Source organism: Arthrobacter sp. A2-55, from assembly GCF_025548615.1.
In the GTDB taxonomy this organism is placed as follows: domain Bacteria; phylum Actinomycetota; class Actinomycetes; order Actinomycetales; family Micrococcaceae; genus Specibacter; species Specibacter silviterrae.
This window is the reverse complement of sequence record NZ_JAJLOZ010000028.1, coordinates 25,914-52,475: the sequence shown is the minus strand read 5'-3', so window position 1 is coordinate 52,475 and position 26,562 is coordinate 25,914. Positions and strand designations below refer to the sequence as shown.

General features: G+C 61.4%; 27 protein-coding genes and 2 pseudogenes. 15 read left to right on the top strand and 14 right to left on the bottom strand.

Features of this window, described 5'->3' with window-relative positions; translation table 11 throughout:
• Both LPN03_RS09825 and LPN03_RS09820 read right to left on the bottom strand, forming a co-directional pair.
• Positions 1–218: hypothetical protein (locus tag LPN03_RS09825; RefSeq protein WP_262454116.1), on the bottom strand; the 218-nt coding region annotated here is incomplete at its 3' end.
• A 324-nt stretch (positions 219–542) separates the two neighbouring features.
• Complete coding sequence (locus tag LPN03_RS09820) at positions 543–944, bottom strand: MerR family transcriptional regulator (RefSeq protein ID WP_262454119.1); 402 nt, start codon at positions 942–944, stop codon at positions 543–545.
• 98 nt (positions 945–1,042) lie between these two features.
• Between LPN03_RS09820 and LPN03_RS09815 the strand changes: the two genes are divergently transcribed.
• Positions 1,043–2,629, top strand: coding sequence for a SulP family inorganic anion transporter (locus LPN03_RS09815; protein WP_410468574.1), 1,587 nt, complete (start codon positions 1,043–1,045; stop codon positions 2,627–2,629).
• A gap of 286 nt (positions 2,630–2,915) precedes the next feature.
• Here LPN03_RS09815 and LPN03_RS09810 read toward each other — a convergent pair whose 3' ends face one another.
• Positions 2,916–3,278 carry a hypothetical protein gene (locus LPN03_RS09810; protein WP_176636443.1) on the bottom strand — a complete coding sequence of 121 codons (363 nt, stop codon included), beginning with the start codon at positions 3,276–3,278 and terminating at the stop codon, positions 2,916–2,918.
• Positions 3,279–3,324: 46 nt separating this feature from the next.
• Here LPN03_RS09810 and LPN03_RS09805 point away from each other — a divergent pair, with 46 nt between their 5' ends.
• Positions 3,325–3,648 (top strand): PadR family transcriptional regulator, encoded by a 324-nt coding sequence (locus tag LPN03_RS09805; protein ID WP_176636442.1) that lies wholly within the window; start codon positions 3,325–3,327, stop codon positions 3,646–3,648.
• A complete protein-coding gene (locus LPN03_RS09800; RefSeq protein ID WP_262454114.1) occupies positions 3,645–4,490 on the top strand; it encodes a hypothetical protein in 846 nt (281 codons plus the stop codon). The genes LPN03_RS09805 and LPN03_RS09800 overlap by 4 nt, the downstream gene beginning before the upstream one ends.
• A gap of 280 nt (positions 4,491–4,770) precedes the next feature.
• Here the strand turns inward: LPN03_RS09800 and LPN03_RS09795 are convergent, their stop codons facing one another.
• The 5 genes and pseudogenes from LPN03_RS09795 to LPN03_RS09775 all read right to left on the bottom strand — a co-directional run bounded on the left by LPN03_RS09795 (position 4,771) and on the right by LPN03_RS09775 (position 7,474).
• Positions 4,771–4,944, bottom strand: coding sequence for a hypothetical protein (locus tag LPN03_RS09795; protein ID WP_262454113.1), 174 nt, complete (start codon positions 4,942–4,944; stop codon positions 4,771–4,773).
• 93 nt (positions 4,945–5,037) lie between these two features.
• Positions 5,038–5,175: pseudogene (locus tag LPN03_RS09790) on the bottom strand (ATP-binding protein); the annotation flags it as partial.
• Between the two features lie 27 nt (positions 5,176–5,202).
• Complete coding sequence (locus tag LPN03_RS09785) at positions 5,203–6,249, bottom strand: IS1595 family transposase (protein WP_262454112.1); 1,047 nt, start codon at positions 6,247–6,249, stop codon at positions 5,203–5,205.
• A gap of 38 nt (positions 6,250–6,287) precedes the next feature.
• The gene (locus LPN03_RS09780) at positions 6,288–6,905 is read right to left on the bottom strand and encodes an ATP-binding protein (protein WP_316255769.1); all 618 of its coding nucleotides are present in this window, start codon (positions 6,903–6,905) and stop codon (positions 6,288–6,290) included.
• On the bottom strand, positions 6,902–7,474 hold the full coding sequence (locus LPN03_RS09775) for a Mu transposase domain-containing protein (RefSeq protein ID WP_262454111.1): 573 nt from the start codon (positions 7,472–7,474) through the stop codon (positions 6,902–6,904). Before LPN03_RS09775 ends, LPN03_RS09780 begins: the two co-directional genes overlap by 4 nt.
• 559 nt (positions 7,475–8,033) lie before the next feature.
• Here LPN03_RS09775 and LPN03_RS09770 point away from each other — a divergent pair.
• The 12 genes from LPN03_RS09770 (at position 8,034) to LPN03_RS09715 (ending at position 21,331) form a co-directional block, all read left to right on the top strand.
• Entirely contained in the window at positions 8,034–9,041 is a 1,008-nt protein-coding gene (locus LPN03_RS09770) for a LacI family DNA-binding transcriptional regulator (RefSeq protein ID WP_262454117.1), read from the top strand.
• Between the two features lie 72 nt (positions 9,042–9,113).
• Positions 9,114–10,778, top strand: a complete 1,665-nt coding sequence (locus LPN03_RS09765) for an ABC transporter substrate-binding protein (protein ID WP_262454109.1) — start codon at positions 9,114–9,116, stop codon at positions 10,776–10,778.
• Between the two features lie 10 nt (positions 10,779–10,788).
• Positions 10,789–11,766 carry an ABC transporter permease gene (locus LPN03_RS09760; RefSeq protein WP_262454108.1) on the top strand — a complete coding sequence of 326 codons (978 nt, stop codon included), beginning with the start codon at positions 10,789–10,791 and terminating at the stop codon, positions 11,764–11,766.
• Between the two features lie 12 nt (positions 11,767–11,778).
• A complete protein-coding gene (locus LPN03_RS09755; protein ID WP_262454107.1) occupies positions 11,779–12,717 on the top strand; it encodes an ABC transporter permease in 939 nt (312 codons plus the stop codon).
• A gap of 2 nt (positions 12,718–12,719) precedes the next feature.
• On the top strand, positions 12,720–13,757 hold the full coding sequence (locus tag LPN03_RS09750; protein ID WP_262454106.1) for an ABC transporter ATP-binding protein: 1,038 nt from the start codon (positions 12,720–12,722) through the stop codon (positions 13,755–13,757).
• Complete coding sequence (locus tag LPN03_RS09745) at positions 13,754–14,701, top strand: ABC transporter ATP-binding protein (protein WP_262454105.1); 948 nt, start codon at positions 13,754–13,756, stop codon at positions 14,699–14,701. Before LPN03_RS09750 ends, LPN03_RS09745 begins: the two co-directional genes overlap by 4 nt.
• 95 nt (positions 14,702–14,796) lie before the next feature.
• Entirely contained in the window at positions 14,797–16,356 is a 1,560-nt protein-coding gene (locus LPN03_RS09740; protein ID WP_262454104.1) for a glycoside hydrolase family 32 protein, read from the top strand.
• Positions 16,357–16,371: 15 nt separating this feature from the next.
• Entirely contained in the window at positions 16,372–16,788 is a 417-nt protein-coding gene (locus LPN03_RS09735) for a GH32 C-terminal domain-containing protein (RefSeq protein WP_262454103.1), read from the top strand.
• 76 nt (positions 16,789–16,864) lie between these two features.
• Positions 16,865–18,460 (top strand): glycoside hydrolase family 32 protein, encoded by a 1,596-nt coding sequence (locus LPN03_RS09730; RefSeq protein WP_262454102.1) that lies wholly within the window; start codon positions 16,865–16,867, stop codon positions 18,458–18,460.
• 271 nt (positions 18,461–18,731) lie between these two features.
• The gene (locus tag LPN03_RS09725; RefSeq protein ID WP_262454101.1) at positions 18,732–19,673 is read left to right on the top strand and encodes a carbohydrate kinase family protein; all 942 of its coding nucleotides are present in this window, start codon (positions 18,732–18,734) and stop codon (positions 19,671–19,673) included.
• 984 nt (positions 19,674–20,657) lie between these two features.
• On the top strand, positions 20,658–21,026 hold the full coding sequence (locus LPN03_RS09720) for a type II toxin-antitoxin system RelE/ParE family toxin (RefSeq protein ID WP_262454100.1): 369 nt from the start codon (positions 20,658–20,660) through the stop codon (positions 21,024–21,026).
• Positions 21,026–21,331, top strand: a complete 306-nt coding sequence (locus LPN03_RS09715) for a helix-turn-helix domain-containing protein (protein ID WP_262454099.1) — start codon at positions 21,026–21,028, stop codon at positions 21,329–21,331. The genes LPN03_RS09720 and LPN03_RS09715 overlap by 1 nt, the downstream gene beginning before the upstream one ends.
• A 260-nt stretch (positions 21,332–21,591) precedes the next feature.
• Here the strand turns inward: LPN03_RS09715 and LPN03_RS09710 are convergent.
• The 6 genes and pseudogenes from LPN03_RS09710 to LPN03_RS09685 form a co-directional block, all read right to left on the bottom strand.
• A pseudogene (locus LPN03_RS09710) lies at positions 21,592–22,403 on the bottom strand (AAA family ATPase).
• Positions 22,403–23,788, bottom strand: a complete 1,386-nt coding sequence (locus LPN03_RS09705; protein ID WP_262454098.1) for a Mu transposase C-terminal domain-containing protein — start codon at positions 23,786–23,788, stop codon at positions 22,403–22,405. Before LPN03_RS09705 ends, LPN03_RS09710 begins: the two are co-directional and overlap by 1 nt.
• 7 nt (positions 23,789–23,795) lie before the next feature.
• Positions 23,796–24,392, bottom strand: coding sequence for a recombinase family protein (locus LPN03_RS09700; RefSeq protein ID WP_262454097.1), 597 nt, complete (start codon positions 24,390–24,392; stop codon positions 23,796–23,798).
• A 194-nt stretch (positions 24,393–24,586) separates the two neighbouring features.
• Positions 24,587–24,910 (bottom strand): carboxymuconolactone decarboxylase family protein, encoded by a 324-nt coding sequence (locus tag LPN03_RS09695; RefSeq protein ID WP_262454096.1) that lies wholly within the window; start codon positions 24,908–24,910, stop codon positions 24,587–24,589.
• A gap of 66 nt (positions 24,911–24,976) precedes the next feature.
• Positions 24,977–25,558 (bottom strand): flavodoxin, encoded by a 582-nt coding sequence (locus tag LPN03_RS09690; RefSeq protein ID WP_262454095.1) that lies wholly within the window; start codon positions 25,556–25,558, stop codon positions 24,977–24,979.
• Between the two features lie 137 nt (positions 25,559–25,695).
• On the bottom strand, positions 25,696–26,553 hold the full coding sequence (locus LPN03_RS09685) for an aldo/keto reductase (protein WP_262454094.1): 858 nt from the start codon (positions 26,551–26,553) through the stop codon (positions 25,696–25,698).
• Between the last annotated feature and the right edge of the window lie 9 nt (positions 26,554–26,562).

The window sequence follows — 26,562 nt, the reverse complement described above, 5'->3', positions numbered from 1 at the left end:
TCAAGAGCAGCTAAAATTTCCATGAACTCTCCTGGAGACTTCACGACAAGCCCCTTCCTTCCAAACATGGGTGAAATCGAAACGATTGGCATCGTCATTTCACCCCGAAGGAAGGGGCTCTCCTCGTATCGACACGAGGGATGGACAAGGGAATCCCAGCACGCCACGCCGCCGACGGCGGCGAACAACTGGTCAAAACCACTGCCGCGAACGGTCACTTCAAAATGCCGTCTATGGTCAGTTTAAAGTTGCAGCTAGCAAACATGCGCCGGCCGAGGTGGGCCAGGGACGCTGCGACAGCCAATCCGCTGCCGAGTATCCCGGCCGAACCCGGGAGGATTCCCGCCTGCGCGCACCGGCCGAGGGGAGATGCGGGGGACCATATTTCCAGGCCGGCATTCGCGTCCTGGCTATGGCTAGTACTGTCTCCGGTGAAAAATGTACACGCGTTTCTTGGCGGTCACTTTTACCGCACTGAACGGCCCATGTCTCTGCCGCCTGAAAGGGGGCGCCCCTGGATGGAGACTTGTTCGCGGGCTCGTCTACTGAGCGCGCAGTAGTGTCAGGAACTCGTCGGCCATGCCGAGTTGTTCCTCCAATTTGGCGCGACGCTTCGCCGCCTCTTCGATAAATCCGTTCAACTGGGAGCGAACATCGGCGTCACCTTCGCCGGGTTCGGATTTTTCCAGTTCGTCGATAACCCGAAGAAGATCGGACATGGCCTCCAGCGTGAACCCCAGCGGCTTCATCCTGCGGATCAAGAGCAGGCGCGTGAAGTCGCGTTCCGTATAGAGGCGGAATCCTCCTTCCGTGCGGCCGGACGGCTTGAGCAGACCGACCTCGTCATAGTGGCGGATGGTCCGCAAGGACATCTGCGAACGGTCTGCCAGCTCGCCGATATGCATTGTCGCCACGACTTCTTCAGCCGACATTTCCTTCATCATCACGTCACCCATTCCGACTCAACCCTCACGTTAGGGTAGAGTTGTTTAGGCGACCGAAAATCAGCATCCCCATTTCTCTTCCCACCCCATTGTCTTCCATGACGGGGCTGGACTCGTGCGCAACGTGGCGCGCAAAAGATTACTCACCCGCTCTCCTGAGAGAGCCAAGCCCCTGGAGTCATTCCTTGGCCCTTGCCGAACGCCCGCGCCTTATCCGCCACCCGATCACCGTCCTGGGTGCTCTGCGCTCTCCGCAGCAGCTATCCCGCGAGGTTCTCGCGGGCATGGTCACCACCCTCGCCCTGGTCCCGGAAGTCATTTCGTTCTCGATTGTCGCCGGGGTCGACCCGATGGTCAGCCTTGTCGCCTCCATCGTTCTGGCCTTGACGATGTCGGTCCTTGGCGGGCGGCCGGGCGTGATCACCGCAGCGGCCGGATCCGTCGCTCTCGTTATCGCCCCTCTCGTCCACGGCCATGGTGTCCAGTACGTTCTGCCGACGGTGATCCTGGCCGGTGTCATCCAGATCGTCTTTGGCCTTGCCGGTCTTGCCCGTCTGATGCGGTTCATCCCGCGGTCGGTAATGATCGGGTTCGTCAACGCCCTGGGCGTGCTCATTTTCACGGCGCAGGTACCCCACGTTCTCAACGTCCCCTGGCTCGCCTACGTCTTGTTTGCTCTGACGTTCGTGATCATTTTCATCCTTCCCCGTTTCACCAAGGTCATCCCGTCGCCCTTGGTTGCGATCGTCGTCGTCACGGCGATCGTCATCATCGCCCACCTCGTCGTTCCGAACGTCTCCGGCGAGGGCCCCCTCACCGGGAAGATGCCCGGAATCACCCCGTTCCTCGTCCCGCTGAACCTGGCAACCCTGCAGCTGGTTTTGCCCACCGCGTTGAGCGTCGCGTTCGTCGGTCTCATGGAAACCCTCCTCACCGCGAAACTCGTCGACGAGATCACCGACGCCCCCTCGCACAAGGGCCGCGAGTCCTGGGCCCTGGGCGTCTCGAACATCCTCGCCGGGTTCTACGGCGGCATCGCCGGCTGCGCGATGATCGGCCAGACCGTCCTGAACGTCAAGACAGGCGGGGCCCGCACCCGCATCTCCACGATCGTGGCCGGAGTGTTTCTGCTGGCCCTGGTGACAGGGCTCAGCGAGATCATGGGACAGATCCCGATGGTCGCCCTCGCCGCGGTCATGATGGTCGTTGCTGTCACCACCGTGGACTGGCACAGCGTAAAACCGTCTACCCTGAAACGGATGCCAGTCCCGGAGACGATCGTCATGGGCGCTACCGTCGCCGTCGTGGTCATCACCAGCAACCTCGCCTACGGCGTCATCGTCGGTGTCATTCTCGCGATGGTGCTCTTCGCCCGTCGGGTGGCCCACGTGATCAGTATCGACCGGACCCTGGCAGGCGACGGCGGAAGTGTCCACTATGCGGTGGTGGGGCCGCTGTTCTTCGGGAGCAGCAATGACCTCGTCGAGCACTTCTCTTACGCCGACGACCCGACCTCCGTGTCCATTGATCTCAGTCGGGCCCAGATCTGGGACGCCTCAACGGTTGCCGCCCTCGACTCCATCGAGACGAAATACCGTGACCATGGCGCCACGGTGACCATTGAAGGACTCGATGAGCGCAGCGCCGGCTTCCACCGCCGCCTCACTGGACAGTTCGGCGCCTGACCGGGTCGCGAGAGGCGACCAACACCATCGCGACGATGACGCGGTTGGCGAGGTTGCTACCGATCTCTCGCCACGAAGAGCTCCTCGTCTTCCGCGACCGCCCTTGGAAACATCTCGGCCGCGTGCTCAATCCCGACGATTTCACCAATGCTCGAGCTGTCGCCGCCATCGAACACGTCACCCGCGGCAACGTTAGTCTCGCCTAGCCTCGGCGTTTCATGACCGTCAGAGGCACCTTTCAGGATTCAATGACGCCACCCTGACACACGCTCATGAAACACCGAGGTTAGGACCGCGCGCGAACCTTCGTTCGGACCAGCCGGCCGACTGTTGCACCGGCGATGGCGCAGAGGGCGCCGACGAGGCCAATGATGGCGAAGGGGATCAGATGGTTCGTCACGGGGACTGTGCCTTGATAGCCCGCCAGCATGAACGTCCCTGCGAGGCAGAACCCGAAGAGCGCACTGCGGCTGGCGGCGGTCGCCCAGGTTTTGGAGAGCAACCCGATAATGAGGGCAGCGAGCCCCCACGGGACCAGGCTCAGCGCGGACCCCACGAAGATGTAGCGCGCGCCGATCAGACCCAGGAGGGCGCCGAGTGCGGCTGCAAGGATTGGCCAAAGGAACGTCGTGCGGGGTGGTTTGCTCATGAGAGGCAGTATAGTATCGTTTCACGTACTACGACAGACGGAGTAAATGATGGTTCGGCGCAAACAAGACGTGGCGTGGGCTGATCCTGCCCTGCTGATCCTCGGAAGCCTCGCGGCCGGCCCGAAACACGGCTATGCGATCGTGCAGGACACCGAGGAATCCGCCGGGGTCACCCTTGGTCCGGGCACGCTGTACGCGGCCCTGTCCCGACTTGAAGCCCGCGGTTACGTCCGCGCCCTTCCCGGCGAGGACCGCCGTCGCCCCTATGAGATCACGGCCTCAGGCTCGGCGCTGCTGACGGAGCGGTTGAAGGCGATGAGCAGTTTCGCCTCCCACGGCCTGGCACGGTTGAAGACGGCCCAGCCATGAGTCCCCTGGCAAGACTGGCACTGCGCGCCTATCCGCCCTCCTTTCGTGCCCGTTACGGTGGCGAACTGGCCGCCCTGGTTGAGGAAATGCCCGCATCGGCGCGTACGACGGCGGACCTGTTCGGTGGCGCACTCCGGGCATGGGTCCGGCCGACTTTCAACGGCCCGGACGGCAAACGCTTGCGCCTGCAGGCGACCGTCTCGACCACTTGGATCGCGTGGTGCGCTGCTTTCCTGATCGTCCCGGCGCTGAACAAGGCGCTCCTGGACCCGGCAGGGCCAGACACTGTCGCAGCGGTCAGGGGGCTAATGGATGCCGCGAGCGTCCTCCTCTGTCTCGGATGGGTGATTGCACTGCTTGGACTGTGCCTCATTGTGGCCCGCGTTCTCCTTCCCGCCCTGCGGTCGCAAGCAACGCGGGTGCTCGTCCCGCTCATTCCCGCGATAATCCTGGCGGTCGTTGTGGCGGTGGGGTTCCTGGCGCTCACGTTGATCCGCCCTGAAGGCGCACAGCATCCGCCCGGCCTGTTCGGGGCCCTCACTGCCTGGTTGCTCGCGCTCGTGGCCTTCCTTGGCTGCCTGGGTGTTGGGCCGACCGTGAGCCTGCGGCGACTTGACGCAGGGATTTCGACGCTGCGTGCACCCGTGTTCCTCGGCGCCGGCCTTGCCTTTGTGTTGACCGCCATGTGTGGGTGCAGCGTGATCGCAGTATTCCTCGGTCGCGACGCCGCACTGCTCGGCAGCGTCACCCCTGTGATCATCGTGGCCCTCGTTGCCGTCATCGCCTCAGTCATCGCGCTGGTGAGCTCCGCCAATGGCCTCAAGGCCGTGTACCAGAAATAGCCGCCCCACACCGCCGGTTCCAGGACCAGCGCCCGCAAGTGACGACACGCGTTCAGCAAGGCACTGATGTCGCCCGATCCGCCACGACAGTTGGCAACGTCACTGGATCACGACCCCGATGGGGGCACCGCAGAAAACCGATGAGATCGTACGCTAAGGGTGAGTAGAGCCAGGTATCCACGGGACGATAGCTTGCCAATGAAAGCCACGTGGTGCCCGTCCGTGGTGGGAACGCTCTGGGGACACGCTCTGGAACAGAAACGCCGCTAGTACGTCGTTCCTAAAGCAAACCGTCCAACCAGGGCATGATTTTTTTCACCTCAGAATCGATACCCGCATCAAGGCCGAAGTAGCGGGCCGTCGATCTCCAGATGCCAAGAAAGTTGGATATGGCAATCCTGGTTAGATAGTCCGCCTGGTTCACATCGACCGCGGACGTATCCATGTCAGGCACCAGTCCAACTGTGTTTCGTCAAGTTGAAGTAGGCCATTTCAGCGCTAAGAATTAGGCCACCTTGGCTCGTTTTTGGTCCATTTCAGCTGGTGCCTATTTCATGAGGGCATTTTTGACTCTGTAGGACTCGCCGCGGAACTGCAGGAGCCGCCCGTGGTGCACTAGCCGGTCGATGATGGCGGCGGCCATGTTGTCGTCGCCGAACACGGTTCACCAGCGGGAAAACTCCAGAATTGGCTATCCATGTAACTGCCGCGATTATGCGGCCTGTGGGGTTCGCCAGGGACGATCGAGCGGTGTTCCGGCGAGTGTGCGCGGCAGTGCTTGCGGTGTCCGTGGCGGGACGGGGACGTCCTTTGGCATACGGTGGATGACGGCCACGCTCGTGTAGGGGGCGGGTGGGCCGGCAACGGCTGATTCGAGCAATCGGAAGAACAGCAAACCCCTCGTGTGTGACTTGCGTCGGTTGAAACGGAACACGAACTCGTCCAAGTACGCCTGGAGATGCTCGGGCTGCACGCTGCCTTGATAGGTGCCTTCAAGGACCCGCTTCGACAGGGAAAACAAGAGGTGCACCCCCGGCAGAGACAGGTGTGCGGGTTGGCCTGATGCTTTGACATTGTGCACCTCAAGGGAGACGCCGGAGGCGGCCGCCGCTCGTGGGTACGGGGGCCACCCATCCGTGATGAGTGTCGCCCCGTGGCTCACGTGGGTTCGGATGGAATCGGCCAGACTTGCCGATGATGCGTCGGGGATGATCTGCAGCCTGGCCCGGCCAAATCCCGTGCCCGGGCGCTCAATGGCGCCGGCCACAAGCGTCTTTCCGGCGGCGCCGCGGCCGAATGTGCCGTGCCGGTCTCCACCGATGAAGGTCTCGTCCATCTCGACCCGCCCACTGAGCCGGTCGCGCCCGGACTGGTGCATCACCGATCGCAGTTTGTGCGTCATCATCCACGCACTCTGGTAGCTGCCAAGCTCCGTAACCCGTTGCAGGGTCAATGCCGACACCCCTTGCTTCGACGCCATCATCAGCCATGCCGCCTCGAACCAGACGGCCAACGGGGTGCGGGTGCGATCGAAAACCGTTCCCGCACCCACGCTCACGCGGCGTCCACAACCGCTGCACCGGTGCATGCCCGGCACAGTGGACCAGTCACCGACGTCCGCACACCACGGGCAAACGAACCCATCCGGCCAACGCAGCCAATCCAGATAGTCAAGACAATCCGCGTCCGATCGGAACCACGCCCGCAGTTCGGGCAACGAACCCGGAAAATCCCGGCCCTCCACTGGCACATCGATCATGAGCGACACGATACGCGCAGCCCCCGACATCGCGGCAGTCACATGGATAGCCAATACTCCAGATTTGTCGTGATGATCAGGCTGCGTTTTTCATAGCCGTCGGCGATGACTTGAAACAGAAGTCGGGCCCCCTCGGTGTCGATCGGAAGGTAGCCCAGTTCGTCAATGGCCAGAAGCTGGTTCTTGGCCAGGGAGGCCAGCTCCTTGTCCAGTCGGTCTTCGTCCTTGGCGCGGCGCAGCATCATCACCAGGGCGGAGGTGGTGAAGAACCTGGCGGGGATGCCTTGCCGGCAGGCGGCCGCCACCAAGGCGGTGGCCATGTGGGTTTTGCCGGTACCCACCTCCCCGTAGAGGACCAGGTCCTGGGCCCTGGTGATGAAATCCAGGGATTCGAGAGGTCCGCGGCCGTAGTCCTCGGGGAACCTGACACTGCTGTAGTCGAATCCCGTGAGGGACTTCAGTGCCGGCAGCCGGGCGGATTTCAACAGCCGCTGGCGCCGTGATTCCTGCCGGGATTCGTGTTCGGCCAGCAGCACTCCGTGGAGGTATTCACGTTGCTTCGGGGTGCCCTTCTGGGCCCATTCGGTCAACACGCTGCGGGTCAGGGCGGCGTGCTTGCCCGCTTCGAGGATGTCCTGAATGGTGGGGGCGCTCATGCTACTTCTCCGGTGCTCGTGTTCAGGGTGGTGAAGGTGTCGTAGACGCTCAAGTCCACGTTCGCGGCGGCCGGTTCGGTGCCGTTGGCCAGCCGGCGGGCCAGCATGCCCAGCATCGCCATCTCAGGGGTGTCCCCGCGCTGGATCAGGGTGTCGGCGGCGGCCACCGCGGCGTCGAAGCCTGCCGCCGGGCAGGCGGCATCCACGGCGTTGAGCAGGCGCCGCCGGCCGGTTGGTGTTGCCTGATCCAGCCAGTCACGCACCGGGTCGGTGACCAGGGCCCGCAGCGGGGAATGGGACCACGCCCCGGGCTTGCTCACCAGCAACGGCACCAACGAGGCGGGGTCGAAGACCGTCTCGGCCTGTTTCCCGAAGACGCGGGGAAACGTGCGCACAGGTGCGGAATGCTCATCAAGGATTTGCACCGTCTCATGCCCCAATCCCACGGTGAGCCTCCGTCCGTGGAAGGCGGGCCCGGCCGCGTACGTGTTCCCGTCAACGAGCAGGTTTCCAACCCTGTCGGCCTTGCGGGACTCGTAGCGCACCGCCTCGAACCCGATGCCCGGCAACTGAAGGGATGAAAACGTCCCGGCTGCCGAATTTGGGACCTATGAAGCCCCCAGAGAGGGTCGAGGGAGTCAGAGGCGGGCCAGCGGTTCGGACTTCTTCAGCGAGAATTCCTACATCCTGGAGCGAAGCAAGCTTCGTCGTTTGCTTCGGGACATCGGGTCGGATGACAGGGGTCGATGTGAGGACCCCAGGCGTGCACTCGGGACTGCCCCGACCTTCCGCCGTTCACGGACAGTCTGCGACCACTGACCCCTTGGAACCAATCATCCAGGGAGGGGCGATCGGATGGGCAGAACCAATCTCTCGTCGTTTTTTGTGTGTCTCAACGGCGTCTTTGGCCTGTTGGGCAGTGACATAGAGATGCCGGGTGCGCCATTGCCCGAGATGTGAGTGTAATTGGGACGCAAGATGATTGACACATCACACCAGTGTGTTTTATGGTTTATCTCACACCATCTAACGCGCGTTAGATAAGCGCGTTAGATGGTGTGCTTGTCCAGTAGATGTCAACGAACGGATTCTTCAACGATGAACGAGCCACGGGGCACCAGAGTGACCATGTTGGATGTGGCGAACCACGCCAGGGTTTCGCGGACCACTGTGTCGTTCGTTCTGAGTGGAAACACCGATGCTGGGATCTCAGATGAGACTCGTTTACGTGTTCAGCAGGCAGTCTCCGAACTCGGGTATCGGCCCAACGCCAGTGCCCGAGCCCTGGCTTCCAAGGAATCGAAGCTGTATGGGCTGATCACCGAAATCGTCACCGGTCCCTACGCGATGGACATTGTTCGAGGTGCGCAGGAGCAAGCGGCTCAGGAAGGGCGAATGCTCCTGATTGCCAGCACCGATGGGAGCGATAAATCGGAACGCAAGGCGATCGAAATGATGCTTGAGCACCGAGTCGCTGGGTTGATCTACGCTACGGCATGGCACCGCGGCGTACATTTGCCCGATACCATCAGTGAGGTCCCCGCCGTTCTGGTCCACTGCTTTGACCAGAACGGCAAGTTACCGTCCATCACCCCGGATGAAAAAGCAGGCGGACACACAGCCGCCATGAGACTAATCGATGCCGGCCACCGCCGGATCGGGATGATCAATCTGGATCCAACAATTCCGGCCGCCATCGGTCGACGCGAGGGATACATCCTCGCGCTGACTCAATCGGGCATTGCCCTGGATGAAAGCCTCATTATCAATGCAGGCGGTGAGGCCGACCAGGGTTACCGGGCGGCCGTCGCGCTTCTAAATGACGCAGATCCGCCCACGGCCATCTTCTGTGCCACAGACCGCATGGCCATGGGTGCCTATGACGCCATTAAGGAACGCGGGTTGATCATTGGAGAAGACGTCTCCGTGATTGGCTTCGACAATCAAGAACTCATTTCCAACTATCTGCGCCCCAGCTTGACCACAGTTGCGCTGCCCTTTCGAGAGATGGCTGCCTTTGGCGTCAGGTCCCTGGCAGAAATTGCCTCAGGGAACAACGGCCTGGCCCGTGAGACTCTCGTTGGTTGTTCGCTCATTGAGCGGAGTTCCGTCGGCGTGCCGCACAGATCCCACTAAACAACCCCACACTTCAACACACCCCTACCCTTTCACGCCCTCATCCAGATCTACGACGAATTGAGCTACCCCATGCCCAAAAATAAGCGTTCCACATCCCTGTCCATCCTTGCCGCATCCGCCGTGCTGGGTGCAATGGCCCTCACCGGTTGCGGTGGCGGCCACACGGCAAGTGTTGGCAAGACGTCCGACGCGATTCTGCGCATCCCCCGCGAAGACACCGCCACCTTCACCAGCAACTTCAACCCATTTTCCCCCACCGCGTTGCCTATGACCGATCAGGCAGTCTTTGAGCCGCTGCTCATTGTGAATCCCATGACCGGCAAGGCTGTCCCGTGGTTGGGCAAGTCATGGACCGTTGACCCCGACGGCAAGGGCGTGACGTTCACGTTGCGAAGCGATGTCAAGTGGTCCGATGGCCAGCCCATGACTGCGGCTGACGTTGTCAGCACCTTCACCTTGGCCAAGAAGATCCAGGGCGGCTATTCCTACCTCTCGAAAGTAAGCGCGGTCAACCCGACCACTGTGCGCTTTGATTTCAGCAAGGCCTACTCACCCGGGTTGTACGAGATCGGCGCGCAGGTCATTGTGCCGGAACACGTCTGGTCCAAGGTCAGCGACCCGGCCAAGTTCACCAACGCCAACCCCGTCGGAACCGGCCCGTACACGAAGGTTTCGCATTTCCAGACCCAGTCCTATGAGCTGGATAAGAACCCGAACTACTGGCAGCCGCAGAAGCAGCAGATCAGCGGGATTGAAATGCTGGCCTTCGCAGGCAACTCCGGTGCCAACCTGGCCTTTGAAAACGGCGATGTCGACTGGAGCGATCAGTTCATTCCCTCGATCCAAAAGAGCTATGTCGCCAAGGATCCGGCACACCGCAAGTTCTGGTACCCCACCACCGGCGGCACCATCCAGTGGCAGTTGAACACGACCAAGGCGCCGTTTAATGACGTGAACGTCCGCAAGGCGTTGAGCATGGCAGTGGACCGCAACCAGGTAGCAACCTTGGGCGAGTCCGGCTACACGCATCCCGCAGACTGCACGGGCCTGACGGACGGCTACGCCAGCTGGAAAGACGCTTCCATTGTCAACAGCTGTGACTGGACGAAACTCAACGTCGCTGAAGCTAACAAGATGCTTGACGCGGCCGGTTACCCGCGCGGTGCCAACGGCATCCGCACCCTCAAGTCGGGCAAGCCCTTCGCGTTCTCGATTTCCGTGGGATCGGCATCTTCTGACTGGATTTCCGTGGCACAGGTGATTGCCAAGAACATGCAGGCAATCGGTGTCCAGCTGACTGTCAGCTCACCGGACTGGTCACAGGTGGTTGACGGCTATTCCAAGGGCACCTTCGATACCGGAATCGTGTGGACGAACGACGCGACGACCCCGTACGAGTTCTACCGTGGCGAGATGTCGCAAGACAGCGTTGTTCCTGTTGGCACACCCGCCAATGAGGACTACCACCGCTTCGGTGACGCCCAGGCCACCACCCTCCTGAACCAGATGGCGGCAACGTCGGATCCGGCCGCGCAGAAGACGATCGTGAACGAACTGCAGGCCCGCTTCAATGCCACGGCACCGGCGATTCCCCTGTTCCCGAGCCCTGTGTGGGGCGCGTACTCAGAGCAGAACTTCACCGGCTGGCCCACCGCTGCCGATCCGTACGCAACCCTTTCGGCACGATCCAGCACCACGACCTTGGTGTTGACGTCGCTCAAACCAGTGAAGTAGCAGGCTCGCGATGAGATTTCTCCTGCGCAGGCTCGGGTTCTACCTGATCGCTTTCTGGGCCTGCATCACCCTGAACTTCTTTCTTCCGCGGCTGATGCCAGGTGATCCGGTCAGTCGAATGTTTGCACAGGTCCAGACTCAAATGCGTCCGGACCAGATAGCAGCACTGCGCCAGCTTTTCGGCTTGACCGACAAGCCAGTATGGCAGCAGTACTTTGACTACATCGGAAATATTTTCCAAGGCAACATGGGTATTTCCCTTTCCCGTTTCCCGACGCCGGTTTCCTCGGTGATCAGTTCCGAAATTGGGTGGACGCTACTGCTGGGCGCCACGTCCCTGGTCATTGCCGTGGTGTTGGGAAACTTGCTCGGCATCATTGCAGCCTGGAGGCGGGGAAGATTCCTTGACTCGGTATTCCCACCGTTGCTCGTCTTTGTAGGTTCATTCCCGTACTTTTGGCTGGCCATGGCTGCCTTGTACCTGTTTGGCATCGTGTTGGGTTGGTTCCCGCTCAACCACGCATTTGCCGACGGTGTGGAACCTTCGTTTAGCTTCAGTTACGTGGCAGACGTCGCGAATCACCTTGTGTTGCCAGCGCTGACAATCGTTTTGGTCTCCATTGGCGGATGGATGCTGGGCATGCGTAACACCATGATTGCGACGACTGCCGAGGATTACATCACGATGGCCCGGGCCAAGGGGTTGCGCTCAGGGCGGATCATGTTCCACTATGCGGCCCGAAACGCCATGTTGCCCTCGATCACCTCCTTCGGCATGTCCCTAGGCTTCGTGGTGGGTGGTGCTCTCCTGACTGAGACGGTCTTTGCCTACCCTGGCATCGGCTATCAGCTCCTGAATTCCGTGCAGGCGCTGGATTATCCGCTGACTCAGGGAATCTTCCTGACCATTACGACCGCGGTGTTGGCTGCGAACTTCCTCGTCGACATTATCTACGTACGCCTGGACCCACGGGTCCGGGTCAGCTAAGGACTCCCCGCCATGTCAATTTCCCAGTCACAAAGACAGACCGTCACGCAAGGAGACGACGCGACCCCGCCGCCTGCCAAACGAAGCATCCTTGCCAGGGTCACCGGCGGCGGCCTGGTCCACGGCCTGCTCACCAATAAAAAGGCACTGTTTGGATTGACCATCCTGTTCCTTTTTGTCTTGCTGGCAGTCCTGGCACCGTTGCTGTCGCCCGGCAACCCGTCGAACTTCACCGCAGACGTCTCGGCCGCCCCGTCATCGGAGCATTGGCTCGGTACCACGGCGAAGGGCCAGGACGTCCTGGCGTTGACCTTGTGGGGATCGCGCAGCTCACTGTCAGTGGGCTTCACGGTGGGGCTCATCGCAACCTTCATCGGTTGCCTGGTCGGCATTGCCTCGGCCTATTTCGGCAAGTTAGTTGATGAGTTGCTCTCGCTGTTGACCAACATTTTCCTCCTGATCCCAGGACTGCCGCTGCTGGTCGTGCTCGCTGCGTTTCTGCCGCCGGGCCCTGCCACTGTTGTCATCGTCCTTGTCATTACCGGCTGGGCCGGCAGTGCACGTGTACTGCGGTCCCAAGCGCTCTCGATTCGCGGCAAGGACTTTGTTGCTGCGGCCATTGTCACCGGTGAAAAGACCTGGCGCATCATGTTCCGGGAGATCATGCCGAACATGGCCTCGATCGTCATGAGCACCCTGCTGGGCTGCATCATCTACGGCATCGGCGCCCAAGCTGGCCTGGAATTCCTGGGCCTTGGCGACACCTCTTCAGTGAGCTGGGGAACCAATCTGTATTGGGCCAATAACGACGGCGCCATGATGACCGGTGCCTGGTGGGTTCTCATTCCCTCCGGTCTGGCCATCGCACTGATCGCCTTTGCCCTGGCCATGATCAACTATGCCGTTGACGAGGTCACGAATCCTCGCCTGCGCGCAGAAAAGAAGGACTAACCATGAGCACCATCTTGCAGGGCGGGCCCGACGTCGGCGCTCGTGAGGCGTTGAAACCGGTGTTGAGCATCAGGGACCTGAGCGTCAGTTACACGACGGGCCTGGGAACGGTTAGCGCCGTCGACGGCGTCTGCCTGGACATCGGGGCCGGGGAAATCTTTGGACTGGCCGGTGAGTCCGGCTGTGGAAAATCCACCATCGCCAACGCCATCATGCGCTTGCTTCAATCACCAGCCAAAATCACCGGCGGAACCATTGAGCTTAACCAGCGCAATGTGCTGACGCTCAGTGATGAGCAATTGCGTCGGACGCGCTGGCGTGACATGTCCATGGTCTTCCAAAGTGCCATGAACGCCATGAACCCCGTCATGACCATCGGCGAGCAGATCATGGATGTTTTCACGACCCATGAAAAAATGCCCAAGAAGGAAGCCCGAGAGCGCGCGGCCCAACTACTGGGTCTGGTGGATATCAAGGCAGACCGTCTCAAGTCCTATCCGCATCAGCTCTCCGGCGGAATGCGCCAACGCGTCGTCATTGCCATGGCGCTGGCGCTCAACCCGTCGCTGCTCATCATGGATGAGCCCACCACGGCCTTGGACGTGGTGGTCCAGCGAGACATCATGGCGCAGATCAAAGAACTCCAGCAGTCGTTGGGATTCTCGGTTCTGTTCATCACCCACGACATCTCGTTGATGGTCGAGCTCTCGCACCGCATGGCAGTCATGTATGCCGGTCGATTGGTGGAGGTGGCACCGTCAAACGTTCTGCTCGATGATCCTTTGCACCCATACACCATGGCACTCATGAACGCTTTCCCGCCGCTGAGCGGTCCACGGACCGAACTGTTGGGACTGCCGGACGCGCCGCCGTCGTCGGCCGGGCGCCCGTCTGGTTGCAGCTTTCATCCGCGGTGCCCGCTGGCGATGGCCTCCTGTCGGATCCAGGACCCTGTTCTGCGTCCGGCCGCCGAAAACCATGATGCGGCGTGTCTGCTGGTTCAGGAATTTGTCGTACCCTCCGAAAGGCGCGCCCAATGAGCATCCCAGGCAGTCTCGAAACCGTACAGGGAGCAAAGGGCCAATCCCTGGTTCAAGTCCGAAATCTGAGCAAGGATTATGACAATGGATCGTTCCCATTCCGTTCCACGGTCCCGGCAGTCAAGAATGTCTCGTTCGACATCGGCCAAGGTGAGATTGCGGCTCTGGTGGGGGAGTCAGGCAGTGGAAAAAGCACCATTGCCCGGATACTGGCCCGGTTGGAGCAGCCCACCAGCGGGTCCCTCTGGGTGGGCGGGGAAGATATCTTTACCACCCAGAAACGCAAGGCCTCCATGGCCTACCGGCGCAAAGTGCAGATGGTATTCCAAGACCCCTTCGGCTCCCTCAACCCAGCACACCGCATAGAGCATTTCCTGGCCCGGCCGCTCCTACTGCACCAAGGCCCCGCAGGAAAGAGCGCATTGCGCTCAAAAATTCGCGAACTGATCGCCACCGTCGGGCTCGATGAAGCCATGCTTGAACGTTACCCGCACCAACTCTCCGGCGGACAGCGTCAACGCGTGGCCATCGCACGGGCCCTGGCCGCGGAACCGGAAATCATCCTGGCAGATGAACCCACTTCGATGCTGGATGTTTCCGTCCGGATTGGCATCCTTAATCTGATGCGAAGGCTTCGCGATGAGCGCGGCGTGTCCATGCTGTACATCACCCACGACCTTGCCTCCGCCCGCTACATCGCCGATAAAACCATGGTCATGTGTGCCGGCGAGCTGGTTGAAGGCGGCGAAAGCCTGGAATTGATGGCCAACCCCCACCACCCCTACACGCAGCTTCTGCTCTCCGCTGTTCCTGACGCCAGGGGCGCGAATCGGGCTCCCCGCATAGCCGGCCCAGGAGAGCACTACAAGTCACCAAGCGGACCCGGCCAGCGGGTCCAACTCACCGACTCCCATTGGGCCTTGGACTATCCTTCCGCCGGGTAACCGAGAGCCCCGTCCCGCACACCCATTTACCTGCTTAGGCATCCACAACTACCTGCCTGGGCACCAACGCGCACGGCGCGAATTGAGACCTCACCATGAATACGCAACATACAGCGGTCGACACCATCCGTCCGGTACTCCACTACACCGCTCGAAACACCTGGCTCAATGATCCCAACGGACTAATATTCCATGGCGGTCTTTACCACCTCTACTATCAAAACAACCCACTCGGGTCGACCTGGGGCAACATGTCATGGGGTCATGCGACCTCGAGAGATCTGTTCACGTGGACCGAGCAAGACATAGCCATCGGGGTCGACGCGCACGAAGAGATATTCTCCGGCAGCATTGTTTTTGACGCACGCAACACCTCGGGTTTGGGCGCCACGTTACAGCCGCCGTTGGTCGCCATCTATACAAGTGCCTACACGAAAGCCTCGGCTCACGCTGGCCTTCAGGCCCAATCGCTGGCCTACAGTCTTGACGGCGGCTACACCTGGAAAAAGTATGCCAACAACCCGGTATTGAATCGGAACTCGGCTGATTTCCGCGATCCCAAAGTGTTCCGCTATGACTCCGGACTCGAATCGTTTTGGGTCATGGTGGCAGTGGAGGCAGTGGAGCACACAGTGGTTCTCTACCGTTCGGCGGACTTGAAGGCTTGGCAGTACCTGAGCAGCTTCGGGCCCGCCAATGCGACGGGAGGAATCTGGGAATGCCCAGACTTGTTCCCACTGCCCTTGGACGGTGACAGCCTTACGGTCAAATGGGTGTTGAGTGTAAATATGAACCCGGGAGGGCCTAACGGCGGGTCGGCTGGCCAGTACTTCGTTGGCCATTTTGATGGCAAAATTTTTACCTCCGAAACCACCGTCGACACGGGTGCCGACACGCAAGGCCAGCTCGAGAAGTATCAATGGCTGGACTGGGGCCGGGACTACTACGCGGCTGTTTCGTTCAATGACGTTCCCGATGGGCGACGGATCATGGTGGGGTGGATGAACAATTGGGATTATGCCAATGAGACTCCCACAGTTCCTTGGCGTAGCCAGATGGCACTCCCCAGGGCGGTGGAACTAGCCACCATTGATGGCCAGCCGCGGCTGATCCAACGCCCGGCACCAGAAATGTGCACCCATTTCGGTCCCGCCCTGCTCCTCAATTCCGATGCCGTCCCCATCCCCGAGGGTACCCATCCGCTAGAAGCGGATGGCCCCGTGCTTCTGATCGAGGCAGAATTCGCTCCGGGGACAGCCACAGAATTCGGATTCATTGTTCGCAAGGGTACTGACGAAGGAACCCGGATCGGCATCGCGCCGGCACTGGGCCAGATCAGCATTGACCGGCAGGCCTCCGGCCAGGTTGATTTTCATGGCACATTCCCGTCGATAGACAGTGCACCCCTTGTCGCGACCGGGGGTATGTACACGCTTGCCGTGGTGGTTGACCACTGTTCGGTTGAAGTATTCGCTCATCCCGGAGAGGTGTCATTGGCGGAACTGATTTTCCCGCTCGATGAGAGTACCGGCGTGAGCGTCTATTCCATAGGCGGGACGGCCACCTTGGAAAAGCTGCATGTATACGCCCCGAAAGAACCCTCGCTGGAACTAGGCCAACTAGCGAACCACTCGGGCGACTCAGCCCGCGGCTAGAAACCGGTGACAGCCTTGGCGCATCCCACGATCCTGATCGGCGGTGCTTTGGGGCCTGAAACGAGCCTTGGCGCGGGCGGGGATCCTGATCTACTGGTTTTCTCAGCACGAGTCCACGGAACACTGGCCTTCGCCACCGCGCCCGAGATGGAACGCCTGCACTCCCAGCACACCAGGGCTCCGGCTCGCGTGCTGGTGGGCGGCGGGACCCCGGTTCCGACGCCCGACGGGCGCGTGCGCCCGCACGTCCTGGTGGACCAGTCCGCCGTCGAAATCTTTGCGAACGGCAAGCCGCTCGCCGCCCGCGTGTACCCAGCTCTGGGCTGGGAATGCGTGACTCTGGTGGCCGCCGCAGGAACCGCGCGGCTGCCGGCCTTCGATCCCTGGACCATGGGGGAGATCGTCGAAGGCGAGCGGCGCTTGTTTTCCTGAGGCTCCATTATCCCGAACTACCCTTCACACTGCCCTCAGCGGGCAGCATCACGATGAGAAAGAAAGCAGGAGTTGCATGAAAGAAGAACTCAGTACACAGGACACAGCCGTCCCGGGCGCGGGAGTCAGCAGACGATTGATGGTCGCCGGCGCAGGAGCCGCGGCCTTGAGCTGTCTCGTTGCCCCGGCGATGGCCACGCAGGCGGTGGCAGCACCGGCTGCCACCGCAGACAGCGGGCGTCGGCGCCAGCGTCCGGAGTACCACTTCAGTGTGCCGGACAACTGGAAGAACGACCCGCAACGCCCCATTTTCGTGAACGGCGAATATTTGTACTACTACCTGTACAACGCTGATTATATTGAAGGTGGCGGAGGCACGTCGTGGCGCCTGGCCACTACGCGGGATCATGTGGCTTTCCGTGACCAGGGCGTCGCCATCCCGAAGTTCTCGAACGCGAACGGTGACTGCTGGTCCGGGAGCCTCGTGGTCGATGAGCAGAACACGGCGGGATACGGCAAAGGTGCGGTGATCGCCGTCGTCACGCAGGCCCCAGACGGCAAGCAGGCGCAGTTCCTCTGGTACTCCACCGACGGCGGCCGCAGTTTCAAGGCCGGCAGCGAGGCACCCGTGCTCCCGAATCCCGGCGTTCAGGATTTCCGCGACCCGAAGATCATCTGGGACGCCGCACGCGGGCGCTGGCTCCTGGCGAACGCCGAAGGCAGCAAGCTCGGGTTCTACGTCTCACCGGACCTCCATTCCTGGACCCAGGTGGGCGAGTTCGTGCACACCGACCTCGGTCTCCTGGAGTGCCCGGACATTTTCCGGATGACGGCCGACGACGGCACAGCCCATTGGGTTCTGGGCACCAGCGCCAACGGCAAGGGCCGGGGGCTGCCGGCCACCTACGCCTACTGGACCGGCGCCTTCGACGGCAGTTCCTTCACGCCCGACCACACCGAGCCGGAATGGCTCGACTATGGTTTTGACTTCTACGGGGCAGTTACCTATCCCCATCACAATGCGTTGGGGGCGGAGGATGACACGCTTCGCCGGGCAATCGGTTGGGCGAACTTCTGGGACTACCCCCACAACACGCCGACCCTCGCGACCGATGGCTACAACGGTGACGACATGGTCGTGCGCGACGTCCGCCTGAAACAGGGTAACGGTGGCTATTACCTCGCCTCCACCCCGACGTCCGCGGTTGTGAACTACGTAACGCGCACGCATAGCCTTGGCGACGTTGTGGTAGCGGGAACTCGCGACCTCGATGTCCGCGCCCTCGCCTACGACCTGACCTGCGAGCTCGTGTGGGACCCCGCTGCCACACCTGACAACGTAGGTCTTGAGCTATGCCGTGCACCCGGTGGCGGGAGGCATGTCGCCGCCGGTGCCGTCCTGCGAAGCCCTTACGCTTACGTGAACCGGAGTCCGACGATCAACCCGACGGCCGGCGAAACTCGAACCCCGCTCGATACCTCGACGGGACGACTCAAGTTGCGCATCCTCGTCGACCGCACCAGTGTCGAGATGTTCGTCGGAGATGGGCGCGTCGTACACTCACACCGCGTGTTCCCGCTTGAAAGTGATAGTGGCATCCGCCTCTACGCAAATGAAGGAAGCGCCACGTTCCGGGACCTGACGATTCACGAACTCAAAGTGACGCAATAGCGCGCTCCCGGTTTCGATCGAGGGGAGCTGTGACGATCAACGCTTTCGAAACTCAAGAACATTCAGGTGTCAAACGGGCGCCCGCGTGTTTGCCCTGGCGGACAGGATCCACATCCAGCGCTTCGGTAGACATGCCGCCGCCACAGGACTGCAGTCGGGCGGCATGATCAGTGCAGCCGACCTGGATGGCTGAGTCCGCGGACCCGGTGACGGTCGGCGGACTCACGCACCTTAGGCACTCCCACAATCAGCTTCCTACGAGAGACCGACCATGAATTACCTCAATACGACTCGGCGCGACACCAACCGGATTCTGGACGTCATCGTCATCGGCGAAGCCCTCACCGACGTCGTCGTCACCCCTGACGGCACGCGCGGGCACCCGGGCGGATCTCCGGCAAACGTGGCCTATGGTCTTGGCCGGCTGGGCGTCAGCACCGGGCTGCTGACCGCCTTCGGCGACGACAGCAGGGGTGCCGGCATTGAATTGCACCTGCGCAGTGCCGGTGTGACGGTACTGCCGGGCGCCTACTCCCTGGAAAGGACTTCATCAGCCACGGAAACCCTGGTCGAGGATGGGTCCGCCTGCTACGACTTCGACGTCGTCTGGGACCCTAAACCGCTCGCCCCGGCCTACATTCCCAAGGTGCTCCACACCGGCTCGATCGCGACCTTCCTCGCACCGGGTGCCGGCGCTGTCAAGACACTGATGCAACACCGCGACCACGACTGCATCGTCACCTACGACCCCAACATCAGGCCCGCTCTGCTCGGCAGCCACGCCGAGGCACTATCGATATTTGAAGACCTCATCAACCTCACCGGCGTCGTGAAGCTCAGCACCGAGGACGCCACCTGGCTCTACCCCCACAAGAACCTCGATGACATCGCCACGCGCCTTTTGGGATTGGGTGCCGGACTGGCCGTCATCACCCAAGGCGCACAAGGCTCACTGCTGGCCACACCTGCTACCCGTCTCACTATCCCAGCAGTGCAATCCACCGTTGCAGACACCATCGGCGCCGGCGACTCCTACACGGCGGCCCTGATCATGGGACTGCTCACCCGCGGCACCGTCGGTTACGCTCCCGCCTTACTAGAGCAAGTAGGCCGCACCGCTTCCATGGCCGCCACCATTACCGTCCGGCGCCCTGGAGCCAACCCACCCACCACCGATGAACTGTGGGCCCACCTGGAACAACCTGCAGCCTGATAGGTGGTGCCTCCTACCGTGATGACCGCCCTCCAGACGGCGGCGGTCTGGGTGATCAGGACGATCGAAGACGGCGGTCCGGATGCCGTTATATTGGCAAGTTTTCTTCTGTTTCAAGTCATTGTGTCCCGGCAGTAGGACGAACGGAGGGCCAATAGTTGGCAGCCATCGTCCCCGTCGTCCGGGCCCGGGAAAACCGCGGATTCTTGCGGATTTCTCGCCCGACAGTTGAAAAACGTGACGTCAACCGGCGTTTTAATTGGGCTTGTACAGGCCAAAAACGTGACCAACTTTTCGTTCAAAAACGTGAGTAAAGCGTGATTTGGCCCCTCCCGGGGCCCTGGCAGTAACAGTAAAACCGCAGGTGAGAGGCCCTTTTGGGTGCCCCGGGCCGGACTCGAACCGGCGGCCAAGAGAAACCCAGGAACCTCATGCCAACAGCCTCCAATCGATGCCAAAAACCGCTTGTTTTCGGGGGAGTGCGGGACGACAGTGCCCCTTTGACATGCCATGATGTGCGGTTGGTTGTCGTTCAAAAACGTGAGTAAAACGTGACATGGACGTGCAGCGTGGCGCCGTAGCTGCTATCTGGTGGCCGTTTGCAGGTTCATCGGCACGGGGGACGGCATATCATCGGTTGTTGAGAGCGGGCTGTCGTCCTTCAACAATTTGCGCTGTTCGGGGCGCGGTTTCATTTCGTGCGGGAGAGTTTCCGGTTTGGCGGTCAATTCTGATTCTTGGTGGCGTTTTCGGGGGAGAGATGACCAGGAATATCAAGGCTTCAGTGGGTGTTCTGGCCTCTGGCAGGGCTTCGATTTGGTGTTCCGGCCGGCCCGGATGGGGGGCATTTTCGTGACCTTGCTGCGAATGGTCGGAGGTTTGGCGCGGGAAACGATTTGAGAATAAGTTCGTGGCGGCGGGTCCGAAGGGTTGTCGGAGGGCCGGCCAGGATACACCTCTTGAGTTGTATGACTTGGGTGTTGTATGGTGGTGGTGGTGGTGTGGATCGTTGATGTGGGTTTGGTTGAGGCATGGCTGTCCGGTCTGGATGAGGATTCCTATGTGCAAGTGGTTGCCGCCCTGGAGTTGTTGGCCGAGCGAGGGCCGCAGCTTGGCCGGCCGCTTGTGGATACTGTTGTTCGGTCGCGGCACAAGAACATGAAGGAACTGCGGCCAGGATCCAGCGGACGGTCGGAGCTGCGGGTGTTGTTTGCTTTTGATCCGCAACGACAGGCGATCTTGTTGGTGGCTGGGGACAAGGCCGGGAACTGGTCCAGGTGGTACACGAAGAACATTCCGATTGCTGATGACTTGTTCGATGATCACCTGAAGACTTTGAAAGGAGAGCCGTGATGGCAATGTCGATTGAGGAGATGCTGGCGAAGCGTCCCGTCGACCGGGCGGTCGTGGAGGGGCATAAGAAGCGCATGCTCGATGAGGTTCGCGCCTACCGTCTGCGTGAACTGCGTGAGGCGTCCGAGCTGACCCAGGTCCAGCTTGCCGGGCGGCTGCATGTCACCCAGAACCGGGTGTCCCGGATCGAGCACGGTGACATTGACCGGGCCCAGGTCGACACCCTGCGCAAATATGTTGAAGCGATCGGAGGCACACTCCGTATCGAAGTAGAGCTCGGCGACGAACGCATCCAAATCGCCTAAGTCTTTGAAAGCGCTGGAGTGCTTTCTTCCGATTCGACAGTGGAAATGGGACCGTCGTGTGCCAGTCGGCCTGGCCCGGCGAACGGGATCATCCTGCCGAGCCCAACTCCCGACCGAAGCCCTGGAAAATACCGTCCCGTATACCCTCCCATCACCGGGCTTAATCGCGGGCGGGTCTTACGGGACATTCATTGACTGGCGAAAACGAGGCGTGTGGATTTGACCGCTCCGTGGCGTTGTTCTGTGATCGCTCGGTGTCGCTAATTGCCGATGACGAGGATGCTTGCTGCAGCTTCAACGACGTCGTCGGTGATGGTGTCGAGCTGGTTGATCTTCAGTACCCGGTTGATCTGGGGGAAGAGCCGTTCGAGGAGTCGGAAGTTGCCGCGCGTGATTCTCTCGATGGCGGCGATGGCTTGGGCGTCGGTGAAGTCCTCTGGGTCGAGGGTTTTACCAAGGCGTTTCCAGTGGCGGTCTAGGACGAACAGGATCTCTTCTCTCCCGAGGGCGCGGTAACGGTGTGAGAACCCTAGTCGGCTGTAGAGCTGTGGGTAGTGGCGGAATCGTTCGTCTATGCCGGGCATGCCGATAAGGATCATTGCCAGATGAGTGCGGTCGTGCCGGTCTCGGAGGAGTTCGAGGGCGGTGGGAGTGAGACGTTCGGCTTCGTCGACGATGAGGAGCTCAACGAGCCGGGTGACGTCCTTGCGCCTGACCGTCTTCGCCTCGGGCATGAGGGAGCTAAGGTGTTCGTCGGCGCAGATCCCGACTTTGTACTGCCAATGCTCGATGTCGTGCATGAGTTCTTTGGGTCGGCAGAGGACTTCGGGTGTGTAGAAGACGGTGCGGGATCGGTTCGCGAGGGCGTAGTGCTTCGCATCGTGATCCCCCTCGGCCCCCACTCGTTGATGTAGGGCTCAAGGGCATCCCAGTTGGCGTAGCGGCGGGCGGAGTTCGTTTTCCCAACGCCAGCCGCGCCGTGGCAGATCCCGATGGTCTTTTCCTTCCGGACGGCATTCGCGAACTCGGTGAAGCGTCGGTGTTCCTTGGTGACGATGAATGCTTGATTCATCACTCGTCCTCTTCGTAGGTGCGAAGCTTTGGCCGCCGCTTCGTCGGTTCCGGGGTGCGAGCTTCATCGCGGGTGACGACTGTCGGAATCCGATCGTTGATGACTCGGCGCAGTTGCTTGCGTCGGGCACGGCGTGCCGTTTCGATGTCCCGGAGACTGAGGCGAAGGTTCGGGTGGGCCTCGTCGATAGCGGTGCAGACAAAGGCATCCCGGTCGTAGACGCGGATCTCGGAGATATCGCGAGGGTCATACCGGATTGTGATGGTGTGCCCGACGAACGAAGCGAGAGTTGGAGAGAGGTAGCGCTGGCCTTGGAAGTGGATGCCGTCGCGTTGCACGACCCGGTTCTTCGGAACAGTCAGGAGCAGCCCGTCGAGTTCCTCAAGACTCTCCGGCATCCGGGGCAGCCAACCATCAGCGACCCACGCGTCCCGCGGCGACATCCCTAACTCGCTGTGGGGCCGGTCGTTGTAGGTGGCGATAAAGTCGCGGACCGCACGATCAAGACCTGGCAGATCAAGCACAGGGGCGGGTGAGCGCGCACCGGGTCCGAGGTGCCCGGGGAGGATGCTGAGGAGTTCGGTGTTTACTGTGCCGAAGAACCGCTCGACCTTCCCGCGACCCTGGGGCCGGCCGACGGTGGAATGGATGATCCTGATGTGCAGAGCAATTGCGGTGCGCTCGAGGTGGTGGCTGATGAAGTCGGAGCCATGGTCCACGTGAAGAATGTCGGGGATCCCGCACATCGCCCAGGCGGGGTCGGTCTTTCGCCAGATCGCCTGCCGCAACGCGAGGGCCGTGTTCAAGGCTGACGGGGCGCCGGTGAAGACCATGTACCCGCAAATGGAGCGGGAGTAGTCGTCCATGACGGTGGTCAGCCAGGGCCGGTCAGGTTTCCCATTGGCACCGACGATGAGGATGTCGAGTTCGGTGTGGTCGGACTGCCACGTCTGGTTGGGTCGTTCGGCGCGGCGACGGAACACAAGCTCGTGTTTGTCCCGATACGACACCGGACCTTCGAGGGCGAGAGTGACCAGGGCCGGATCGAGGGCGCGAACGATCTGCCGAATGACCGCGTAGCTTGGCGTCGGGAGGTCGCGTTGCAGCGCGTCGGCGACGGCGAGGCGGTGCAACGTCGCAAGGGCAGGGCGCGGACGGGTCAGTGCCAACCGCTCGATGAACGCCACCGTCTCGGGGGCTGTTCGCCGGACACCTTTGTCGGCGCGGGGACGAGGATCAAGGGCGGCGTCGCCGCCATTCCGGTAGAGCTGGTGCCACCGGTGCAACGTTCGGGCCGAAATACCGGTCTCCCTCGCCAGGACAGCGATCGGGATCTGGTCTTCGACATGCAGCCGAAGAACACGCCATCGCTCGAGCGCGTCCACACCCCACCTACACTGTCGTGCTCTCGCGCGCCGCGAGGGCCTGCTGGTGGCGATACAACGTGGCACGGCTCCACCCGACGAGCTTCGCCGCATCCGCCGCGGTCCGACCCTTGGCCCTGGCTTCGGAGACAAGCTTGAGCTTGTCGGCGACGACGACGGGATCTGACAAGGGACGGCCGAACCGGGTGCCGCCTTTTCGGGCGGCTGTAATTCCAGCGTTCACTCTTTCGGTGATCAACTCGCGTTCGTATTCGGCAAGCGTGGCGAGCATGTTCAGCATCAGACGGCCCGACGTCGTCGATGGGTCGATGCCGTCCGAGATGCTCTTCACCTGTACGTCCCGCTCCCGCAGCAGCTTCACCGTGTTCAACACGTCGATAAGGGACCGCCCGAGCCGATCGACCCTCCACACGACGACGGTATCCCCGGGCTTGGCGTACTCGAGGAGCTTCTTCATCCCCGGGCGCGAAATCGCGGTCCGGCTGCCAGAAGTGACGTCGGCGAAAATATCGCGCTCTTGGACGCCCGCTTTGACGAGCGCATCGACCTGAAGCTGCGCGTCTTGGCTCTTGGTGCTGACCCGTGTGTACCCGAGATGTCTCACAGACCTATTCTGCCTCACAAACCGCTAGAAGAGACCTAAGAGAGACGAATTTTGGCAAGACATGTTTACGAGACAAAGTGAGTGTCGGAAAGTCGCCACTTTTGTTCGGCCGTTTTCGCGACGTCCGGGTGTCTTGGAAAGCTTTTGTTTAACGGGACACAGGGATTTGAAGGACGCCGGTCTATCGGTGGCTGTTAGGCCTCGGCGAAGACGGCTTTGGCTAGGGTGATGGCAGAGATGGCTTTGGGCCATCCGGCGTAGAAGGCCAGGTGGATGATGGCTTCTTTGAGTTCGGTCTCTGTCAGTCCATTGGCCCGTGCCCTGGCGAGGTGTCCGCGGAGCTGGTCGGTGCTGCCACTGGTGACCAGGCTGGCGACAGTGACGAGGCTGCGGTCCCTCGGGGAGAGTTCCTTCCGTTCCCAGACGTCGCCGAAGAGGACGTCGTCTGTGAGTTCGACGAGTTTCGGGGCGAAATCGCCGATAAGTTGCTGGGCCCTGGTCTGGTGTGAATCGCTCATGATCGGTCCTATCGGAAAAGTTGGGGTTGAAGATCCTGTGGTCACCGGCGTAACACCGATGCGTGATTATTGAGCCTGGCTCAGTCCCGTGCGCTGGAGCCAGGACGTGATGTCCGATCCTGCCTCACGGACTTCTTCGCCTTTGACCGCGAGGCCTTCCCCCATCCTTGCCCCCTGGCAGGACCGGCTGTAGTCGCCGACGGTGTTACCCAACCCGCTCATGGCATGGGTGGTGACTGGGTAGATGGTTTTGCCGGCGAAGTCGTAGCTGTCGGTGAAGGTGGCCATAATCATCGGTGCCCTCACGTTCCAGATACCGCTGGCCAGGATCACGGTGTCGTACTGGCCAATGGCGGGTAAGGGGTTGCTGATCCGAGGACGGGCGTCCTGGTTCTGTTCGCGGACGTTCCGGGCGACGGCGGCGTCATAGCTGTCCGGGTATGGGTCTGCCGCCTCTATACGATGCATATCGCAGCGGATTAGTGCGCTGATCATGCCAGCGAGGACCTCGGTGTTGCCGACCTCCAGGTTAGTGCGGGCGCCGTAGTAGTAGTTCTCACCTGCCCTGGAGAAGTACGCGAGCAAGACACTGTGGCCGTCGCCTGGCGCCGGCGTGCGGCGGCTGGGGGTGGTGTCTGGTGCGGGCATTGTGTCTTGTCCTTGGGGTGTGCAGGCCGCTATCGCGGCGGTCAGGAGTGCGCCGGTCAGGCCGGCGGCCGCCCCGCGAAGGGCGGACCGCCGACTGACGCTCAACGGGTCGGTGGCCAACGGCTTTTGCCTGGCTGTTAGTTGTACCGGCGGTTTCCGAGCCAGCTGACCATGGCGGGGTCGCGGTGGTCGAAGAAGAGGCTCGCACCGGTGTCCAGGCCCGCGATCTTGGTCATTTGTTCATCGGTGAGGGTGAAGCCGAAGACGTCCAGGTTCTGGGCCATCCGCTCGGGCCGGACTGACTTGGGGATGACGACGACGTCGCGCTGAATGAGCCAGCGCAGTACTACCTGCGCCACGGACTTGCCGTGGGCGTCGGCGATGGAGCTGAGAACGGGATCGGTGAAGAGGTTGTTCTTGCCTTCGGCGAACGGTCCCCAGGACTCGATCTGGACGCCGCGTTCACGCATCAGTTCCTGGTCGGCGGAGCGCTGGTGGAACGCGTGGGTTTCGATCTGATTCACAGCCGGGACGATCTCGTTATGGTCGATCAGGTCCACGAGCCGGTCCGGGTGGAAGTTGGAGACACCGATGGCCCGGGCCACCCCTTCCTTGTTCAGGTCCTGCATGGCGCGCCATTCGCTGTAGTAGTCCCCGAGCGGCTGGTGGATCAGGTAAAGGTCCAGGTAGTCCAGTCCCAACCGGTTCAGCGAGCTCTGGAAGGAGCGTTTGGTGTCGTCGTAGACGCTGCCGGTGGGGGCGTGCTGGATCCAGAGTTTGGTGGTGATGAAAAGTTCCTCGCGGTTGATGCCGCTGGCTTTGATGGCGGCGCCGACGGCTTCTTCGTTGCCGTAGGACGCGGCGGTGTCCAGGTGCCGGTATCCGGCGGCGAGGGCTGCTTCGACAGCGCCCTGGGTTTCGTCGTCGGGGATCTGGAAGACACCGAAGCCGAGGATGGGCATTTCGATGCCGTTGTTGAGCGTGACGTTCTTCATGGGTTGTCC

Excerpts from the sequence above, each read along its gene's own strand:
- LPN03_RS09820 (WP_262454119.1), bottom strand. The coding sequence starts at position 944 with ATGATGAAGGAAATGTCGGCTGAAGAAGTCGTGGCGACAATGCATATC.
- LPN03_RS09815 (WP_410468574.1), top strand. The coding sequence starts at position 1,043 with ATGACGGGGCTGGACTCGTGCGCAACGTGGCGCGCAAAAGATTACTCA.
- LPN03_RS09810 (WP_176636443.1), bottom strand. The coding sequence starts at position 3,278 with ATGAGCAAACCACCCCGCACGACGTTCCTTTGGCCAATCCTTGCAGCC.
- LPN03_RS09805 (WP_176636442.1), top strand. The coding sequence starts at position 3,325 with ATGATGGTTCGGCGCAAACAAGACGTGGCGTGGGCTGATCCTGCCCTG.
- LPN03_RS09800 (WP_262454114.1), top strand. The coding sequence starts at position 3,645 with ATGAGTCCCCTGGCAAGACTGGCACTGCGCGCCTATCCGCCCTCCTTT.
- LPN03_RS09785 (WP_262454112.1), bottom strand. The coding sequence starts at position 6,249 with ATGATCGATGTGCCAGTGGAGGGCCGGGATTTTCCGGGTTCGTTGCCC.
- LPN03_RS09780 (WP_316255769.1), bottom strand. The coding sequence starts at position 6,905 with ATGAGCGCCCCCACCATTCAGGACATCCTCGAAGCGGGCAAGCACGCC.
- LPN03_RS09770 (WP_262454117.1), top strand. The coding sequence starts at position 8,034 with ATGTTGGATGTGGCGAACCACGCCAGGGTTTCGCGGACCACTGTGTCG.
- LPN03_RS09765 (WP_262454109.1), top strand. The coding sequence starts at position 9,114 with ATGCCCAAAAATAAGCGTTCCACATCCCTGTCCATCCTTGCCGCATCC.
- LPN03_RS09760 (WP_262454108.1), top strand. The coding sequence starts at position 10,789 with ATGAGATTTCTCCTGCGCAGGCTCGGGTTCTACCTGATCGCTTTCTGG.
- LPN03_RS09755 (WP_262454107.1), top strand. The coding sequence starts at position 11,779 with ATGTCAATTTCCCAGTCACAAAGACAGACCGTCACGCAAGGAGACGAC.
- LPN03_RS09750 (WP_262454106.1), top strand. The coding sequence starts at position 12,720 with ATGAGCACCATCTTGCAGGGCGGGCCCGACGTCGGCGCTCGTGAGGCG.
- LPN03_RS09745 (WP_262454105.1), top strand. The coding sequence starts at position 13,754 with ATGAGCATCCCAGGCAGTCTCGAAACCGTACAGGGAGCAAAGGGCCAA.
- LPN03_RS09740 (WP_262454104.1), top strand. The coding sequence starts at position 14,797 with ATGAATACGCAACATACAGCGGTCGACACCATCCGTCCGGTACTCCAC.
- LPN03_RS09730 (WP_262454102.1), top strand. The coding sequence starts at position 16,865 with ATGAAAGAAGAACTCAGTACACAGGACACAGCCGTCCCGGGCGCGGGA.
- LPN03_RS09725 (WP_262454101.1), top strand. The coding sequence starts at position 18,732 with ATGAATTACCTCAATACGACTCGGCGCGACACCAACCGGATTCTGGAC.
- LPN03_RS09720 (WP_262454100.1), top strand. The coding sequence starts at position 20,658 with ATGGTGGTGGTGGTGGTGTGGATCGTTGATGTGGGTTTGGTTGAGGCA.
- LPN03_RS09715 (WP_262454099.1), top strand. The coding sequence starts at position 21,026 with ATGGCAATGTCGATTGAGGAGATGCTGGCGAAGCGTCCCGTCGACCGG.
- LPN03_RS09695 (WP_262454096.1), bottom strand. The coding sequence starts at position 24,910 with ATGAGCGATTCACACCAGACCAGGGCCCAGCAACTTATCGGCGATTTC.
- LPN03_RS09690 (WP_262454095.1), bottom strand. The coding sequence starts at position 25,558 with ATGCCCGCACCAGACACCACCCCCAGCCGCCGCACGCCGGCGCCAGGC.
- LPN03_RS09685 (WP_262454094.1), bottom strand. The coding sequence starts at position 26,553 with ATGAAGAACGTCACGCTCAACAACGGCATCGAAATGCCCATCCTCGGC.